Below are 15,868 nucleotides of genomic sequence, written 5' to 3' on the forward strand. Positions count from 1 at the left end.
CCACCCGGCGGTACCCGTGTGGCCCAGTCGAAAACGTCCATGACGGCCTCACCGGGAGGGCGGCGGACGCCGCCTGCGCCTGCGCCGCAACAAGATGATCAGGTCTGTGAGGGCGAACAGCGACAGTCCGGCACAGATCGCGGTGAGGGTCTGCAGAGAGTCCGCGCCGGGCACGTCACCGGGGCCCGTCTGCGTCGCCCAGAACCAGAACAGCGCGGTTCCGGCCAGGAAGACGGGTGTGAAGAGCACCGCGAGTACGAGCCGGACGCCCATCGCGCTACGGGCCGTGACCGGTTCGGTCCCCGTGCGTGACCAGTAGCGTTCGAACGGCTGGGGCGGCTCGGGGCGTGGCGTCCCGGCCCGCTGTCCGGGACGGCGAAGGGTCATTTCTCTCGCCTCTTCCCGTTCTGGCTTCCACTTCCAGTGTCCTCCAGTCCGCGCCGCCCGGTGGCAGGAAGGCGCCGCGCAGGGACGCCGGTGGCGAGAAGGCAGCTTCCCGCTCAGGCCTCGGCCTCGTGGCACACACCGCAGGTGAGACGCCGTGCGTTCGGCGTGTGCGTGGACCTGCCCGTGCCGGCCGCCTCGTGCACGGTCTGCGGCGCCAGATGTGCATGGTCCATGCACAGCCCCGCACCGCAGCGGCTGCAGACGGCCACCGCGACGGTGTTCTCCTGCAGTGCCAGGCAGTCGTAGCAGTTCATGACCGGACTCCCTTCAGCCGCCCGCGGCGGGCGCGGGCGGGCCCGCCGCCAGGCCCGGGTTGCCACCGCCGGTGGCGCGGAAACGGCACACCCTCCGCTACGGTCCGTGACGGAACCCGAAGGGCTCTGAAGGACCAGGGCACCGGGGAGCGGAGGCACCGGGGAGCGACGGCGACGGATTCGGGACCCGCGACGAGGACCCGGGCGGACGCACCGTCAACGGCCCGCCCTGCTCGCCGGGTTGGCGCCCAACCGGAGCATGCGCTCTGCGCGGATCGTGCGGCACCTACCGACCCGTACGGGATTCGCACCGAAGGTCTGCCGTTCTACGGCGCCCACGTGCCGAAGGGGGTTACGGTGCCATGCATCCGGCGCCGCCGGACGATCCGGAAGCCAACACAGGGGCAGGGCAGCCCAGTTCGTCCCGTTCTCGGGGTCCTCATCCGGCCGGAGGTAACTTGCCGGGGTGCTATGCCCCAGAAACGCCCGTACCAGCGGACAAGATCAAGCCGTAGAGTTACCGATTCCTTCCAACCGCCCGGCACCTGTCAGTAGCCTCATGACCCAGCGGCAGTCGGCCGTGGAGTTGAACGAGCTGGAGACCCAGATGGAGCGTCCTGCCTGGGCCCCGCAGGGCATAGACCTGACGGTGCCGAGCGTGTCCAGAATGTATGACTACTACCTGGGCGGCTCGCACAACTTCGAGGTGGACAGGGAAGCGGGGAAACGCGCCATCGAAGCCTGGCCGGGGCTGCCGAAAATAATCCAGGCGAATCGTGCCTTCATGCGCCGCGCCATCCGCCATGCGATCGGCGAGGGCGTCACCCAGTTCCTGGACATCGGCTCGGGCATACCGACCTTCGGCAACGTCCACGAGGTCGCGCAGTCCGCGGACGCCTCCGCCCGCGTCGTGTACGTCGACAACGACCCCGTGGCCGTCGCGCACAGCCGCGCGGTGCTCGACGGCAACGACCTCGCGGACGTGGTCTCGGCCGACTTCCGCTCCCCGCAGGACATCCTCTACAGCGCGGAGGCCGACCGGCTCCTGGACTTCGGGAAGCCCGTCGCGCTGCTGCTCGTCGCGGTCCTGCACTTCGTCGAGGACAAGGACGATCCCTGGAAGACCGTCAGAGAGATCAGTGACTCTCTGGCACCCGGCAGTCTCCTTGTGGTGTCGCACAGTTCGGCGGACAAGGGCCCGATGCGCACCCTCGGCAGGGGGGTCCGCGACGTCTACAGACAGACGAGCTCACCGCTGATCACCCGGACCCGCTCGGAGATCAAGCAGTTCTTCGACGGCTTCGATCTCGTCGAACCGGGGCTGGTGCCGCTGCCCCGCTGGCGCCCCGAGGACATGCCCGAGGCGGAGGATCCCCTGCTCCTCAGCGGCTACGCCGGGGTGGGCCACAAGGCGGGAAGCGTCGGGTGAGTCCCGGGCCGCACGAGTCCGAGGGGCTCGAGAAGGACGGACTACGGCGCTTCGCGACGATCTGGAGCCGCGCCGTCTATCCGGTCACGCAGACCTCGATGACGCGTGCCGAACTGGAGGACTACCTCTACCCGTTGGCCGTGCAGCTGTGCGAAGCACTCCACGCCCATCCCTTCACCCCCGCGGTGGGCCGTGAGGTCGGGGCCGCGCTCGTGGACGGTCACTGCACCAGCCCGGACGCGCTGCCGCATCTGCTCGGCGTCATCGACTCCTATCTGGTGCTCTACGGACGCGACCCGGAGAGCAGCACACTCGACGTCGACGAGGCGCGCGCCCGCTGCTCCCGGCTCCAGCACTCCATCGCCGCCGGCTTCACCCACGCCCTGCGCGACCGCACCCTCAGCGAGCAGGAGTCCCTCTCCCGGGCAGCGCTCGCCGCGCAGACCGCCGTCGAGGAAGCGCTGCACGCCAGTGAGACCCGCTTCCGCGCCGTCTTCAACGACGCCACCATCGGCATCTCCATCGCCGACATGGACGGCCGCATCCGGGACGCCAACGGTGCCCTGGCCCGGATGTTCGGCCGCTCCGAGGAGGAGATGCGCCGGCGGAACGTCAACGAGTGGGTGCACCCGGACGACGCTCCTCATGTGTGGCGCATGCACCGTCAGTTGGTGCGCGGCGAGCGCGACCACTTCCGCGTGGAGAAGCCGTACCACCGGCCCGACGGCACCGTCCTGTGGACCAACCTCACCGTGTCGCTGCTGCGTGACGCCGACGGCGAACCGCGCTACCAGCTCGCGCTGCTGGAGGACATCACCGAGCGCCGGCTGCTGCATCTGCGTCTGCGTTACGAGGCGACGCACGACGAGTTGACCGGTCTGCCCAACCGCACCCTGTTCGCCGAGCGACTCGACCGGCTGCTCTCGGCGAGCGGCGACGTGAAGCGCTTCGGGCTGTGCTACCTCGACATCGACGGCTTCAAGGCCGTCAACGACAGCCTGGGGCACGCGGTCGGCGACCAGTTGCTGATCGCCGTCGCCGAGCGGCTGCAGTCCTGCACCGCCGGGTCGGGCCATCTCGTGGCACGGATAGGCGGCGACGAGTTCGCCGCACTCGTCACCGACCCCTCGGGCTCCGAGGAGGTCGCAGAGCTCGCCAGGCAGGTGCTGGCGGCCCTGGCGACCCCGATCGGCGTCGACGGACGCGAGCTGTCCGTACGGGCGAGCATCGGCATCGTCGAGGGCCCGAGCGGCGAACTGCGTCCCGAAGAGGTCATGCGCAGCGCGGACATCACGATGTACCGAGCCAAGGACGCCGGCGGCAACCGCTACGAGCTGGCCGACCCCGACTCGGATGCCCGTGCCATAGACCGGCACAGCCTCACCAACCGTCTGCCGGCGGCGCTGGAGCGGGACGAGTTCTTCCTGGAGTACCAGCCGCTGATCCGCATGAGCGACGGCCACGTGGACGGCGCCGAGGCGCTGGTGCGCTGGAAGCACCCGGTGCACGGTCTGCTCGGCCCGGACCGCTTCATCCCGCTGGCCGAACACACCGGCCTCATCGTCCCGTTGGGGCGCTGGGTGATGGAGCAGGCCGTGCGGCAGGCGTGCGCCTGGCACGAGGAGCGCAACAACGCGGGCAAGAAGAAGGGCCGGGGCAAGGCCAAAGGCAAGGGCGCTTCGGAGGACGACGGCAGGCCGCTGCGGGTCAATGTGAACCTCTCCCCCAGGCAGCTGCACCACCCCGATCTGGTGCCCGACACGGTGGCGGTGCTGGAGGCCGCGGGCATGGCGCCCTCGTCGCTGTGCCTGGAGGTGACGGAGAGCGCGCTGATCGGCGCCGACGAGGACGAGCTGAAGCCGCTGCGCCAACTCGCCGAACTCGGCGTGGAGATCGCGCTCGACGACTTCGGCACGGGCTACTCCAACCTCGCCAACCTGCGCCGGCTGCCCGCCACCACGCTGAAGCTGGACCGCTCCTTCACCCGGGGCCTGCAGCAGCATCCGGCGGACCCGGCGGACGTCACCTTCGTCGAGGGAATCGTGACGCTGGCGCACGCTCTGGGCCTTGCCGTGACCGTGGAGGGCGTGGAGACGGAGCACCAGGCCTCGAAGCTGCGGGACCTGGGCTGCGACACCGCTCAGGGCTGGTACTACGCCCGTCCGGGGCCGCCCTCCAGCTTCCAGCAGGGCTTCGCGGTCCTTCCCTGACCCGGGTGCGCGCCGGCGGCCACGCCGCCCCGGCCGGGCGCTCAGCCGTTCAGCCGCTTGGGCGCCGCCTGCCGCCAGGAGTCGAGAAGGATGACGCGGAGCTCCTCCACGTCCTCGAGCGCCTCCAGACGGACCCTCACGAGGCTGTAGTTGTCGTCATGTCCCGGCTTGATGAAGAACTTCGCCGGTTCGGCGGCGATGAGTTCGGCCCGCTCGTCCCTCGGGCACTTCACGCCGATGGTCGTGTCGTCGTCGCCGAGCGAGGCGAACATCTTGCCCGCGACGCGGAACGTCGGCTGCCCCCAGGCGAGCTTCTCCGTCGTCTCGGGCATGGACAGGGCAACTTCGCGGACGTCCTCGGCGGAGACCGTCCCTGGTCTCTCACTGTCCCGGTTCTTCACCTCTGCTGCTCCCCTCCGGGCCTGCGTGCGCGCGTCTCACACGTGCGCATCGAGCCATTGCAGCAGGTCGGTGTGGACCTCGTCGCGATTCGTCTCGTTGAGGATCTCGTGGCGCGCGTCCGCGTACGCCCGCCAGTCGACCTCGCGCATCCCCAAGTAACGGAAGTCCTCGAGGAGTTCGTAGACGAGCGTCATTCCCTGGTTGCAGGGGTCCTGGTCGCCGACGGCGATGTGCACGGGAAGGTCGCGCGGGATCCGTCCGAGCTGCGCGGGGTCGTTGATCTTGCGGCTGCCGAGCACCCAGTCCAGTGAGAGCCCGGCGCTGAAGGCGAACCCGCAGCGCTCGTCGCCCGCGTAGACGTCGACCTCGTCCTCGTCGCGGGAGAGCCATTCGAATCCGGTGCGGTGCGGGTACGGGTCGTTGAACGAGCTGAACAGGTCGGGCACGAAGTCCGAGACGGTGTCGCGGCCGCCCTTGTCGATCTCGCGCTCCAGCTGCCGGATCGCCATCTCGGCCTCACAGCCCGGCAGGGAGCGGAAGGTGCCGGAGAGGATCAGCCCGGCCACGCCCTCCCCGTACTCCTGGACGTAGTCGCGGGCCAGCTGTGAGCCCATGCTGTGCCCGAAGAAGACGAACGGCGTGCCGTCGGGCAGCTCGGACCGCACACGGTCACCCACGGCCTTGAGGTCGTCGACTGTCGCCCGCCAGCCGCTCTCACCCACCACGCCGTATCCGCCCGTGTGCTCGGCGGTGGCACCGTGGCCGCGGTGGTCGGAGGCGACGACGGCGTAGCCGAAGCGGCCGAGGAAGCGGGCGAACCTGTCGTAGCGCTGGGCGTGTTCGGCCGCGCCGTGGGCGATCTGCACCAGGGCGCGCGGGACTCTGCCCGCGCCTTCGGCGTCGTCGGGGTGCCAGGTGTAGGTGGCGATCGTGGTGCCGTCCGCCGCCGTCGTGTGGTCCTGCCGTACGCCGCCCACGGTCTCTGCCTCCTCGCTCGCCTGGTTCGCTCGCAGACGGTAACCGTACTGTCAGGCGCCTCCGGCGGGAAGGTCGCCACCAGGGCATGAGGACGGCTACAGCATGCATGGACGGTGCTGTCCCACCCATGACGTAGCGGCCGTACTCGTCGCTCAGTCGGGGCGGCCTCACATCGGGACGACCGGACTCACGGGACCGATGCAGCGCGCGTCCGCCGGCTCACGGGGGGCGCGTGCGCCGCGCACGCCCGCGAGTCACCGGCGTACCGAGTCTCCGAACAGCACCGCAGCGGCGCCGGACCAGCACAAACCGCTACACACTCCGACGATCAGTGCCGCATCCTCACGAATCCTGATCGGCCTCATCCCGTGTCGAGTTGCCGCCAATCGCCGGGAATTGCTGACTGCGGCCGGTAACGGTGCTATGCCATTGGGTAATGCTCGTGGGGCGTCCCCGCATGCACCGACCGCTGTCGGCGTCATCCGCCCCTTTGCACCGGCCAGTTGAAGTTGCACCAGGGAGCGTTTCGGCCAAATGCTGTGATCGATCTTGTACTGACCGTGAAAGAGTGGAGGATAATGCGGTCGGCCTATGCCAGGGGCGGGTCAGCTACCGATGCACGACTCCGCCCGACCAGAAGCGGAGCCACCCGCGGAGAAGGGCTCGTCATGGAACGCTACTTCACGGACCATCGCCACGAGGAATTACGCACGGCGGTCCGGGAGTTCGCGAAGAACGAGGTCACACCCCGAATAGCCGAGATGGAAGCCAGCCGCACCGCGTCCGTCGGACTGTCACGTCTGATCGCCCGTCAAGGGTGGATCGGGGCCACCGTCCCGGCCGGATACGGAGGCATGGGTGTGGGTCACCTCGGCAAGACCGTGGTGATCGAGGAACTGTCCAGGGTGAGCGGCGCGATGGGCGCCATGGTGCAGGCGTCACAGCTCGGCGCCGCCAAGATCATTCACTTCGGCAACGAAGAGCAAAAGAAAACCTGGCTACCTGCAATTGCCTCCGGCGATTGCCTGCCGACCATAGCGGTGACAGAACCCGGTTCCGGCGGCCACGTACTCGGAATGACCTCCTCCGCAGTCCGGGACGGCGACGACTACCTCCTCAACGGCAGCAAGGTCTACGTCGGCAACTCCCACGTCGGCGACCTCCACGGCGTCGTGGTGCGCACCGGCCCCGGCTCCGGGGGCCTCACCGCCTTCCTCGTGGAGTCCGGCACCCCGGGCTTCTCCCTGGGCCGCCAGCGGCCCGCGATGGGGCTGCACGGTTTCAGCTTCGGCGAGCTGATCTTCGACGACTGCCGGGTGCCCGCGGCCCACCGGCTCGGCGAGGAGGGTGACGGTCTCGCCGTCGCCTACTCCTCCAGCGTTCTGTACGGGCGCGCGAACCTCACCGCCGTCTCCCTCGGCATCCACCAGGCGATCCTGGACGAGACCTCCGCGTTCTGCTCCGAGCGGCAGCGCTACGACGCTCCGCTCGGCGAGCTCGGCTCCATCAAGATGAAGCTCGGACAGATGCAGTCACGGCTGATGACGGCACGTCTGGCCGCCTACCACGCCGTCCATCTCCTCGACCAAGGGCTGCCCTGCGACGCCGAGTTGATGAACGCCAAGCTGGTGAACGTGGAGTACGCCCTGGACTCCGCGCGCGACGCCATGGAGATCCACGCGGCATGCGGCCTCTTCACCGACCGGCCCGTCGAGCGGTACCTGCGCGACGCCCACCACATCTTCGCCCCGGCCGGCACCTCCGACGTCCAGCGGCTGCGCCTGGGAGAGGTCGCCCTCGGAACCGCCAAGGGCTCCTGGTCCGAGCGGCTGAGCGAACTCGTGCGCTGCGAGTCCGAGCCCGCCGGCTGACCAGGAGCGGGGCCGGCACGGGTGGCCGGCACCCCGGCCCGCCCGGGAGGGCCGCGCCGGGGTCAGGGCCCCTGGTGCTCCCGCCGGTGGATCTGCTCCACGAGGTCCGCCGCCATCGACTTGATGGTCTCCAGCCCCTGCCGTCCCCACGGCCGGGGCTCCTGGTCGACCACGCACACGGTGCCGAGGGCCATGCCCGTCCGGTCTATGAGCGGGGCCCCGAGGTAGGAGCGGATACCGATCTCGTCGACGACGGGATTCCCCGCGAAGCGCGGGTAGTCGCACACGTCCTCCAGCACCAGGGCCTTGCGCCGCACGATGACGTGCGGGCAGTAGCCGTGGTCGCGGGCCATCACGCGGCCGACGTCGCCTCCCGCGTTCGACGAGGGGTCCAGCTCCACGGCCTGGTCGGACCCGGGTGCGTACAGACCGGCGAAGTACTGCTGCTCCTCGTCGATGAAGTTCACCATGGCGTAAGGGGCGCCGGTGACGCGCGCGAGATGGCGGGCGAAGTCGTCGAACTCGGGGACGGGAGCCTCACCGAGGCCCAACTCCCGCAGCCGCACGACCCTGTTCGGCGCCTCGGCGTCCTCGGGGGTCAGCAGCAGGTGGCTTGTCGGGTCAAACGACATCGGTGCCATGGGAACTCCTCGTGTTGAGCAGATGCTGGACAAGTGAGACGAGAACCTGCGTGCCGGAAGAGGCCTGCCGGGCGTCGCACAGCACCACCGGCACGTCGGGCTTGAGGTCGATCGCGGCCCGTACCTCGTCGGGTTCGTAGCGGTATGAGTTGTCGAACTCGTTGACCGCGACGATGAAGGTGATCCCCCGCCGCTCGAAGAAGTCCACGGCGGCGAAGCTGTGTTCGAGGCGCCGGGTATCGGCGAGCACCACCGCGCCCAGGGCGCCCTCGGACAGCTCGTTCCACATGAACCAGAAGCGCTCCTGCCCCGGGGTGCCGAAGAGATAGAGCATGTGCGCGGCGCTGAGCGTGATGCGGCCGAAGTCCATGGCCACCGTGGTGGTCGCCTTGTCCTCGACGCCGTCCAGGCTGTCGGTGGCCGCGCTGACCTGAGTGAGCAGCTCCTCCGTACTGAGCGGCTCGATCTCGCTCACGGCGCCGACGAACGTCGTCTTGCCGACGCCGAAGCCGCCGGCCACGAGGATCTTCAGCGCGGTAGGGAACGGATCGGCACGGCTCACTTCAGAGTCGTCTACGGAGCCCATCCAGCACCGCCTCCAGCAGGTCTCGATCGGTCGGGTCGTCTCCCAGCGGCGCACGCCCCGGGGCACGCGAAGTGATGGCTCCGCAGTCCACGAGGTCGGACAGCAGCACCTTGGTGACCACTGCGGGCTGGGCTATCTGTGCGGCGATCTCGGCGACGGAGACGGGCCCGCCGCACAGCTTCAGCACATGGCTGTGGTCCGGGCCCAGGTAGTTGTTCGGGCGGTCGCCGGTGGCCATCACCAGTGTCAGAAGGTCGAATTGGGACGTGGGCTTGGTACGGCCGTTGCTCACGGTGTACGGGCGGATCAGCCGCCCGGCGTCGTCGTCGAGCCACGGCCCTTCTAACGGTTCCTGTCTCATCCGGCCGCCTCAGTGGCCGGCAGGCTGTCGCGCCGGTGTGCCCAGATACGGACGGACGCTCTTCACCAGCATCGCCATCTCGTATCCGAGCACGGCGGCGTCCGCGTCGCTCCCGGCGAGCACGGCGAGGCAGGCGCCCTGCCCCGCGGTCGAGACGAAGAGCAGCGAGGTGTCGAGTTCCACGACCACTTGGCGCACCTCACCGCCGTCGCCGAACCGCACTCCGGCGCTGCGCGCCAGGGAGTACAGGCCGGACGCCAGGGCCGCCATGTGGTCGGCGGTGTCGGTCTCCAGACCGTGTGCGGCCTTGACCAGGCCGTCGGAGGACAGCAGCAGCGCGCTGCGCGTGTGGGGAACACGCTGGACGAGTCCGGTCAGCAGCCAGGAGAGGTCTGCCGTGTGGCCGATGGGGGCTTCGCTCACCATGATCGCGTTCTTCTCCTTCAGGGCGGGGACCGCAGAGCGGGCGGGACCAGGGCCGCTCCGGGCCCGGTCCTTCGGAATCTCTAGATCGGGCCCGCGGCGTGCGGTACGTACCGCCGCGGGGTCGGGGACATGTGATCCGCCGTGCCGATGGACAGGTGGGGATGCCCATGCCGAAGGCCGGAGGATCGCGGAAAGCGCACCGGCCGGGCCCTAGTTGGCGGGGTAGGCGGCGTCGGTGCCGGTGCCGTCGGCGTGGCCGTTCCTTGCGCCGTCGGTGTTGCCGTCGGAGTCCTCGGCGAGGCTGGTGCCCCGCCGGAACGCGGCCAGCAGGCCGGGGTCGTGGCCCTGCACGGCCTCGTCCCAGCTGCCGTCCGCACCTTCACCGCCCCTGGCGGCGGGTACCTCTCGCAGCTCGGGGACGAGGTGTTCCTGGCGCCGGCGCCTGGGAAGTTCGGGGCGCTCGCCGTTCGTGGCACCCGCAGCCGGTGCCGAACGCTGCTGGGACGCCTGGACGTTGGGCTGCGGACCGGGCCGGGCCCCGGCGGGCGACGATGTGGTGGGTTCCGGCTGCGGCTGTCGTTGCGGCTGGTGCCGGGAGGGCTGGGGCCGGGACTGCCCATCCTGTTGCGGCTGGGGCTGCGGAACGGCGGCACGTGCCGCCGGTGATCCGGCCTCCGGCCAGGGCACCTGAGGGGGGACGACGCCCGCCGGCTCCGCGGCAGGCTGCTGCGGATGTTCCGAACTCTCGGTGCGTGCGCGCGGCATGCGGGCGCCGACGACCGCGCGGCCGCCGCCCCCGGAGCCGTTCGCACCGGCTGCGACCGCGGCGCCGGACTGCTCGACGGCGCCCGGATCCTCGCCGAGCACCTCACGGGGCAGCACCAGCACGGCCTGGATCCCGCCGTAGATGTTGCTCTGCAGCTGTACGACGATGCCGTGCCGCTGCGCGAGCGCGGAGACCACGAACAGCCCGATCCGCCCGTCCTGGAGCAGCTCACCGACGTCGATGCGCTCGGGGTCGGAGAGCACGGCGTTCATGCGGTTCTGCTCGGTGGCGGGCATGCCGAGTCCGCGGTCCTCGACCTCGATGGCCAGGCCCGCGGTCACGTGCTGCGCGCGCAGCAGCACCTGGGTCTGCGGCGCGGAGAACACCGTGGCGTTCTCGACGAGTTCGGCGAGCAGGTGGATCACGTCGGCGACGGCGTGGCCGCGCAGGGTGCCCTCGATGGGCGGTACGAGCTTGACCCGCGGATACTGCTCGACCTCGGCGATGGAGGAGCGCAGCACCTCCGTCATCGTGACCGGACGGCTCCACTGGCGGCGCGAGACGGCACCGCCGAGGACGGCGAGGTTCTCCGCGTGCCGGCGGATGCGGGTGGCGAGGTGGTCGACGTGGAAGAGCCCCTTGAGCAGGTCGGGGTCCTCGACCTCGTTCTCCAGCTCGTCCAGGAGCTCGATCTCTCGGTGCACGAGGGACTGCAGGCGCCGGGCGAGGTTGACGAAGACCTCGACCTTCTCCTCGCTGCCGCTGGAGTTGCTGCGTACGAGTGCCACGACCTCGGTCACGGCCGTCTCGGCGGCGTGCTGGGCGAGGGTGAGTTCGTGGGTGAGCAGTTCGAACGCGTCTGCCTGCGGGCCCGGTTCGGCCGGTACCGGCAGCTGGCGGGGACGCGGGCGTTCGCCCTGTTCCAGGGCGCTCACCAGGGCACGGATCTGGGAATGCCCCCGTGCGACGGAGCGGCGCAGCGCGGCTTGGCGCTCGAGAGCGCGGCGGGACTGCGTGGTGGCGGAGTGTGCGGCACCGAAGATGACACCGCAGACGAGTAAGAGTGCCGCCCCGAGGATGCTCCAGAGGACGATGTCGTTCGTGCCCTGTGCGGCGGCGCCGGACGCGCCGGCGCCCGCCTCCGCGCTCATCACGTACGCGACGACCGCGGCGCCGGCCACGGCGATGACCCCCGCGGGGAAGACGGCCAGGCGCACCATGCTGCGTCTGATCGCGGCGTCGCCCTGGCTCTGACGTGCCGGGGTGCGGCCGTGCCGTCGCCGGGAGCCGTTGCCGGCGCCGGCCGCCGCGTGTGCCGCCGGCGCGCTGTGCGGTGCTGCACCACTGGGCCCGTGGAAGGCGACCGGGAGCGGAGCGTTCCCGGGGCGGGACCCTGTGAGGTGTGCGGGACCGGTTGTTCCCCTTCCTGTCTGCACCGCGTGGCTCGGGGGTTCAGGCATCGGATTCCTCGGTTGACTTGAGGTCTGCTGGTGGGCTTCTTCGAAGCACGAGCACAGTGCACGTCGGCTCCTGCAACGCCACGGCCACGCTAGTGCTCACAACCACTCATGGCGGACGCCGATGACATATTCGCCACCCTTCGCCAGCTCCTAACGAGTGAAGATCGCAACCGTGGGTGCGGGGTGCGCGAGGTGATCGTAACTCCCTTGCGCAGCCTCGCGGTTACTCTTCGCCACCTCCGGCACCGCCCCACCCTCCGCACGCCCGCCGACCGCCAACTCGCCACGCTTCAGATCGAGTTCACATGGACACCGGCACTGAGCTGCGAATACGCCGTAACGAACGGCGAGTTCGAGTCGCGCACCCGGAGCGCGCGACCGCGTGGCCGTCACCCCCCTGAACCGATTCACAAACGGAATCGCTCCGACTCCCTGGCCGCGTGAGCCGATTCGGGCGAAGAGCTCATACGCGCATATGCAGGACCGGCACCCGACGGCTGACACCGGCATATTCTCCACGCGCACTCCCTCGCCGCCCCCGATTCACAACTCCGGATATTGGGCCGGAATTCGACCCCGCCGAAACGACCGGCTCACTGCGCCACCACAGAGCCGCACTGATTACTCTCCGAAGGACGTCGAGTGCAGTACGTGACAGCGCATCTCCGCCCTTCCGGCCCCGCACTCCTTCATGTCGTATCGTCGGATCGGGCATCCGCTGTCGCGCAGACGAGGAGCATCCGTGAGCCAGCAGTCCACCGAACCCGCGTTGACCGGGGTGCGCAATTTCCGCGACGTAGGCGGAGTACCGACGGCGGACGGGCGCCGGCTGCGGCACGGAACGCTCTTCCGCAGCGGCCACCTCGCCCACGCGACGCCGGAGGACGCGACATTCCTCGGCGGTCTGGGGCTGCACACGGTCTTCGACTTCCGCAACTCCGCCGACCAGGCCCTCGAGGGCCCGGACGTGGACCTGCCGGGCGTGCGCAACGTGAACATCCCGCTGTCCGACCCGGCCGACGGCGCGGAGTTCTGGAAGATGGTGCGCGACGGCGAGCTGGAGCAGCTGCGGTCGGTCCTCTCCGACGGCCGGGGCGCGACGCGCATGATCGCCTCGTACCGTTCCATGATCAAGAACCGCACGGCGGAGCACAGCCGGATCCTGCACGCCCTCGCGGAGGACAGCGTGCCCGCGCTGATGCACTGCGCGGCGGGCAAGGACCGCGCCGGACTCTCCGTCGCCGTGACGCTGATGGCGCTGGGCGTGGAGCAGGAGGCGATCGAGGACGACTATCTGCAGTCCAACTCCCCGCACCGCCGCTACAAGATGCACCGCGGTTCGAAGGGCAAGATCTCCCCCGAGGTGGCGGAACTGCTCTCGCCGCTCTTCGACGCGCGCGCCGCGTATCTGCACGCCGCCCTCAACACCATCGACGAGATGTGGGGCGGCGTCGAGCGGTACCTCACCGAGGGACTCGGCCTGGACCGGGCCACCCGTGAGCGCCTTCAGGAGAGGATGCTCGAGGACGGCTGACGCCGGGCGTGGGCGTCGTGCTCAGCGGTTCGCCGCCGCCTGCCTGATCAGGTCCCGCCCGAACTCCCACATGAGGCCGCCGCCGTCGTGCGCCTCGTCCATGATCTCCTTGAAGGCTCGGACGAACCTGTCCGCCTCGGGCTCGCCGATCACCAACGGCGGGGTGAGCTTGATGACTTCGAGCTCGTCGCCGGAGACCTGGGTGAGGATGCGGTGCCGCTGGAGCAGCGGCAGGACCACCATCTGCGCGAACAGACCCTTGCGCGCCGCCTGCAGCATCGTCCAACGCCCGCGCAGCTTCAGGGACTTGGGCCTGCCGAACTCGATGCCGATCATCAGGCCGCGCCCGCGCACCTCGTGCAGCATCTCGTAGTCCCCCACGAGCCCCGCGAGTCGGTCGCGCAGCAGCTCGCCCGTGCGGCGGGCCCTGGCGGTGAGGTCCTCGTTCTCCAGCACGGCCAGGGTCGCCAGCCCGGCGGCCATCGCCTGTGCGTTGGCCCCGAAGCTCGCCGAGTGGACCTGCACCCGGTCCATCGAGGAGTAGACCTTCTTGAAGATCCACTCCTTCCCCATCGTCGCGCCGACCGGTACGTAGCCGCCGGAGAGGGCCTTGGCGACGCACACGAGGTCCGGCCGCACGTCCTCCTCGTGCTGATAGGCGAAGAAGTCACCCGTGCGCCCCAGCCCCGTCTGCACCTCGTCCACGATCAGCAACGCGCCGTGGCGGTGCAGCATTTCACGGGCGGCTGCCAGATAGCCCGGCGGCGCGGGGTGTACGCCCTTGCCCTGGATCGGCTCGACGATGAGTCCCGCGACCTCTCCCTTCTTCAACTCCCGCTCCAGAGCCTCCAGATCGCCCAGCGGCATTGCCGTGTCCGGCAGGAGCGGGCCGAACCCGCGCCGGAACGTGGCCTCCCCGTTGACGGAGAGCGAGCCGGTGGTGAGCCCGTGGAATGCGTGGTCGCAGTAGAGGATTCGCGGGCGACCGGTGGCGCAGCGGGCGAACTTCAGCGCCGTCTCGACCGCCTCCGTGCCACTGTTGCCGAAGTAGACCCGCTCCATGCCGGGCGCGAGGGCGAGCAGCCGCTCGGCGAGCAGCCCCGGCAACGGGGGGCAGTCGAAGCGGGTGAGGTCGGCGAGTTGGGCCTCCAGCACGTCGTGCAGTGCCTGCCGCACCACCGGGTGGTGGCGTCCGATCCCCATCACTCCGAACCCGGCGAGCATGTCGAGGTAGTCGTGTCCCTCGGCGTCGAAGAGCCGGGCGCCCTCGGCCCGTTCGTAGACCTTGTCGAAGCCGATCGTCCGCAGCATCCGCGGCTGCTGATGGTTGAGGTGACGCGCGTGCAACTCGTACCGCTCGGCTCCGCGTTCCGCCAGCAGCTCGGTGAGGTCGAAGTCGCTCATCCCCCAGCCCTCTTCCCGGTGTCGGTTGCCTCGTGGTGATGTGGGCGGCCCGGCGGGACGCGGCGCCGCAGATGTCCGGCGTCAGGCCCGCGCGGTCTCGCGGGCCGCTCGGAGCGACTCCTTGAGGGAGCCCATCGTGGCCAGCACGGCGGTGGGCTCGTAGCCGCAGTGCGCCATGCAGTTGGCGCAGCGGGCGTCCCGGCCGCGGCCGTAGGCCTCCCAGTCGGTCTCCTCGACGAGTTCCTTGTACGTGGGCACGTAGCCGTCGCTCATCAGGTAGCAGGGCCGCTGCCAGCCGAAGAGGGAGTAGTTGGGGATCGCCCAGGCCGTGCAGGGGAAGTCGGCCTTGCCTTCGAGGAAGTCGAGGAAGAGCGGGCTGTGATTGAGCCGCCAGCGGCGCCTGTTACCACCTGCGAAGGCCTTGCGGAACAGCTCACGGGTCTGCTCGACGCCGAGGAAGTGCTCCTGATCCGGGGCCTTTTCGTATGCGTAGGCGGGCGAGATCATCATCTCGTCCACCTTCAGGTCGTCGTTGAGGAAGTCGAGCACCTCGATGACGGTCTGAGGCGTGTCCGTGTTGAAGAAGGTGGAGTTGGTGGTGACGCGGAAACCGCGCCGCTTGGCCTCCTTCATCGCCTCGACCGCCTCGTCGAAGACACCTTCCTTCGCCACCGATTCGTCGTGCCGCTCGCGCAGCCCGTCGATGTGCACCGCGAAGGCGAAGTAGCGGGAGGGCGTGAACTGGTCCAGCTTCTTGCGCAGCAACATGGCGTTGGTGCACAGGAAGACGTACTTCCTCTTCGCCACCAGCTGGCGGACGATCTCGCCGATCTGGGGGTGCATCAGCGGCTCGCCGCCGGCGATCGAGACCATCGGCGCACCCGACTCCGTCACCGCACCCACCGCCTGCGCGACCGGCATCCGCTGCTTGAGCACTCCCGCCGGGTGCTGGATCTTCCCGCAGCCCTCACACGCCAGGTTGCATGCGTACAGCGGCTCCAGCTCGACGATCAACGGGAACTTCTCGCGGCCTCGCAGCTTCTGCTGGAAGAGATAGCTGCCGATTCGGACGGTCTGACGCAGAGGCATGGCCATGACT

15 protein-coding genes are annotated in these 15,868 nt (G+C 69.7%); 4 read left to right on the plus strand and 11 right to left on the minus strand.

Annotated features, from left to right (window positions below; translation table 11 throughout):
• Positions 1 to 48: 48 nt before the first annotated feature.
• Positions 49 to 387: a DUF6343 family protein gene (locus I004_RS32470; protein WP_158677007.1), complete on the minus strand. Its 339-nt coding sequence runs from the start codon at positions 385 to 387 to the stop codon at positions 49 to 51.
• 113 nt (positions 388 to 500) lie between these two features.
• On the minus strand, positions 501 to 701 hold the full coding sequence (locus I004_RS0105805) for a DUF2180 family protein (protein WP_028434699.1): 201 nt from the start codon (positions 699 to 701) through the stop codon (positions 501 to 503).
• Positions 702 to 1,308: 607 nt separating this feature from the next.
• On the opposite strand from I004_RS0105805, the gene I004_RS0105810 reads away from it, so the two are divergent.
• Both I004_RS0105810 and I004_RS32475 read left to right on the plus strand, forming a co-directional pair.
• Entirely contained in the window at positions 1,309 to 2,130 is an 822-nt protein-coding gene (locus I004_RS0105810) for an SAM-dependent methyltransferase (RefSeq protein WP_028434700.1), read from the plus strand.
• Entirely contained in the window at positions 2,127 to 4,340 is a 2,214-nt protein-coding gene (locus tag I004_RS32475; RefSeq protein WP_037975065.1) for an EAL domain-containing protein, read from the plus strand. The genes I004_RS0105810 and I004_RS32475 overlap by 4 nt, the downstream gene beginning before the upstream one ends.
• A 41-nt stretch (positions 4,341 to 4,381) precedes the next feature.
• On the opposite strand, the gene I004_RS0105820 is transcribed toward I004_RS32475, so the two are convergent.
• The gene (locus tag I004_RS0105820; RefSeq protein WP_051344786.1) at positions 4,382 to 4,672 is read right to left on the minus strand and encodes an MmcQ/YjbR family DNA-binding protein; all 291 of its coding nucleotides are present in this window, start codon (positions 4,670 to 4,672) and stop codon (positions 4,382 to 4,384) included.
• Between the two features lie 105 nt (positions 4,673 to 4,777).
• Entirely contained in the window at positions 4,778 to 5,719 is a 942-nt protein-coding gene (locus I004_RS0105825) for an alpha/beta hydrolase (RefSeq protein ID WP_028434702.1), read from the minus strand.
• A gap of 669 nt (positions 5,720 to 6,388) precedes the next feature.
• Between I004_RS0105825 and I004_RS0105830 the strand changes: the two genes are divergently transcribed.
• Complete coding sequence (locus I004_RS0105830; RefSeq protein WP_028434703.1) at positions 6,389 to 7,591, plus strand: acyl-CoA dehydrogenase family protein; 1,203 nt, start codon at positions 6,389 to 6,391, stop codon at positions 7,589 to 7,591.
• A 62-nt stretch (positions 7,592 to 7,653) separates the two neighbouring features.
• Here I004_RS0105830 and I004_RS0105835 read toward each other — a convergent pair whose 3' ends face one another.
• The 5 genes from I004_RS0105835 to I004_RS32480 form a co-directional block, all read right to left on the minus strand.
• Complete coding sequence (locus tag I004_RS0105835) at positions 7,654 to 8,223, minus strand: GAF domain-containing protein (RefSeq protein ID WP_028434704.1); 570 nt, start codon at positions 8,221 to 8,223, stop codon at positions 7,654 to 7,656.
• Positions 8,213 to 8,818: an ATP/GTP-binding protein gene (locus tag I004_RS0105840; protein ID WP_028434705.1), complete on the minus strand. Its 606-nt coding sequence runs from the start codon at positions 8,816 to 8,818 to the stop codon at positions 8,213 to 8,215. The genes I004_RS0105835 and I004_RS0105840 overlap by 11 nt, the downstream gene beginning before the upstream one ends.
• Entirely contained in the window at positions 8,796 to 9,179 is a 384-nt protein-coding gene (locus tag I004_RS0105845) for a DUF742 domain-containing protein (protein ID WP_028434706.1), read from the minus strand. The genes I004_RS0105840 and I004_RS0105845 overlap by 23 nt, the downstream gene beginning before the upstream one ends.
• A 9-nt stretch (positions 9,180 to 9,188) precedes the next feature.
• On the minus strand, positions 9,189 to 9,605 hold the full coding sequence (locus I004_RS0105850; RefSeq protein ID WP_028434707.1) for a roadblock/LC7 domain-containing protein: 417 nt from the start codon (positions 9,603 to 9,605) through the stop codon (positions 9,189 to 9,191).
• Positions 9,606 to 9,815: 210 nt separating this feature from the next.
• A complete protein-coding gene (locus I004_RS32480) occupies positions 9,816 to 11,591 on the minus strand; it encodes a sensor histidine kinase (protein ID WP_486579758.1) in 1,776 nt (591 codons plus the stop codon).
• 982 nt (positions 11,592 to 12,573) lie between these two features.
• Here I004_RS32480 and I004_RS0105860 point away from each other — a divergent pair.
• The gene (locus I004_RS0105860) at positions 12,574 to 13,365 is read left to right on the plus strand and encodes a tyrosine-protein phosphatase (RefSeq protein WP_028434708.1); all 792 of its coding nucleotides are present in this window, start codon (positions 12,574 to 12,576) and stop codon (positions 13,363 to 13,365) included.
• A 21-nt stretch (positions 13,366 to 13,386) separates the two neighbouring features.
• Here I004_RS0105860 and I004_RS0105865 read toward each other — a convergent pair whose 3' ends face one another.
• A complete protein-coding gene (locus I004_RS0105865; RefSeq protein WP_028434709.1) occupies positions 13,387 to 14,769 on the minus strand; it encodes a class-III pyridoxal-phosphate-dependent aminotransferase in 1,383 nt (460 codons plus the stop codon).
• A gap of 81 nt (positions 14,770 to 14,850) precedes the next feature.
• Positions 14,851 to 15,864, minus strand: coding sequence for an adenosyl-hopene transferase HpnH (gene hpnH, locus I004_RS0105870; protein WP_028434710.1), 1,014 nt, complete (start codon positions 15,862 to 15,864; stop codon positions 14,851 to 14,853).
• Between the last annotated feature and the right edge of the window lie 4 nt (positions 15,865 to 15,868).

It is taken from the genome of Streptomyces sp. TAA486, assembly GCF_000426165.1.

Bases quoted from the DNA above. Each gene is read 5' to 3' on its own strand.
- I004_RS0105845 (WP_028434706.1), bottom strand. From the start codon at position 9,179: ATGAGACAGGAACCGTTAGAAGGGCCGTGGCTCGACGACGACGCCGGG.
- I004_RS32480 (WP_486579758.1), bottom strand. From the start codon at position 11,591: ATGGTGCGCCTGGCCGTCTTCCCCGCGGGGGTCATCGCCGTGGCCGGC.
- I004_RS0105805 (WP_028434699.1), bottom strand. From the start codon at position 701: ATGAACTGCTACGACTGCCTGGCACTGCAGGAGAACACCGTCGCGGTG.
- I004_RS0105810 (WP_028434700.1), top strand. From the start codon at position 1,309: ATGGAGCGTCCTGCCTGGGCCCCGCAGGGCATAGACCTGACGGTGCCG.
- I004_RS0105835 (WP_028434704.1), bottom strand. From the start codon at position 8,223: ATGTCGTTTGACCCGACAAGCCACCTGCTGCTGACCCCCGAGGACGCC.
- I004_RS0105820 (WP_051344786.1), bottom strand. From the start codon at position 4,672: ATGCCCGAGACGACGGAGAAGCTCGCCTGGGGGCAGCCGACGTTCCGC.
- I004_RS0105865 (WP_028434709.1), bottom strand. From the start codon at position 14,769: ATGAGCGACTTCGACCTCACCGAGCTGCTGGCGGAACGCGGAGCCGAG.
- I004_RS0105840 (WP_028434705.1), bottom strand. From the start codon at position 8,818: ATGGGCTCCGTAGACGACTCTGAAGTGAGCCGTGCCGATCCGTTCCCT.
- I004_RS0105850 (WP_028434707.1), bottom strand. From the start codon at position 9,605: ATGGTGAGCGAAGCCCCCATCGGCCACACGGCAGACCTCTCCTGGCTG.
- hpnH (WP_028434710.1), bottom strand. From the start codon at position 15,864: ATGGCCATGCCTCTGCGTCAGACCGTCCGAATCGGCAGCTATCTCTTC.
- I004_RS32470 (WP_158677007.1), bottom strand. From the start codon at position 387: ATGACCCTTCGCCGTCCCGGACAGCGGGCCGGGACGCCACGCCCCGAG.
- I004_RS0105830 (WP_028434703.1), top strand. From the start codon at position 6,389: ATGGAACGCTACTTCACGGACCATCGCCACGAGGAATTACGCACGGCG.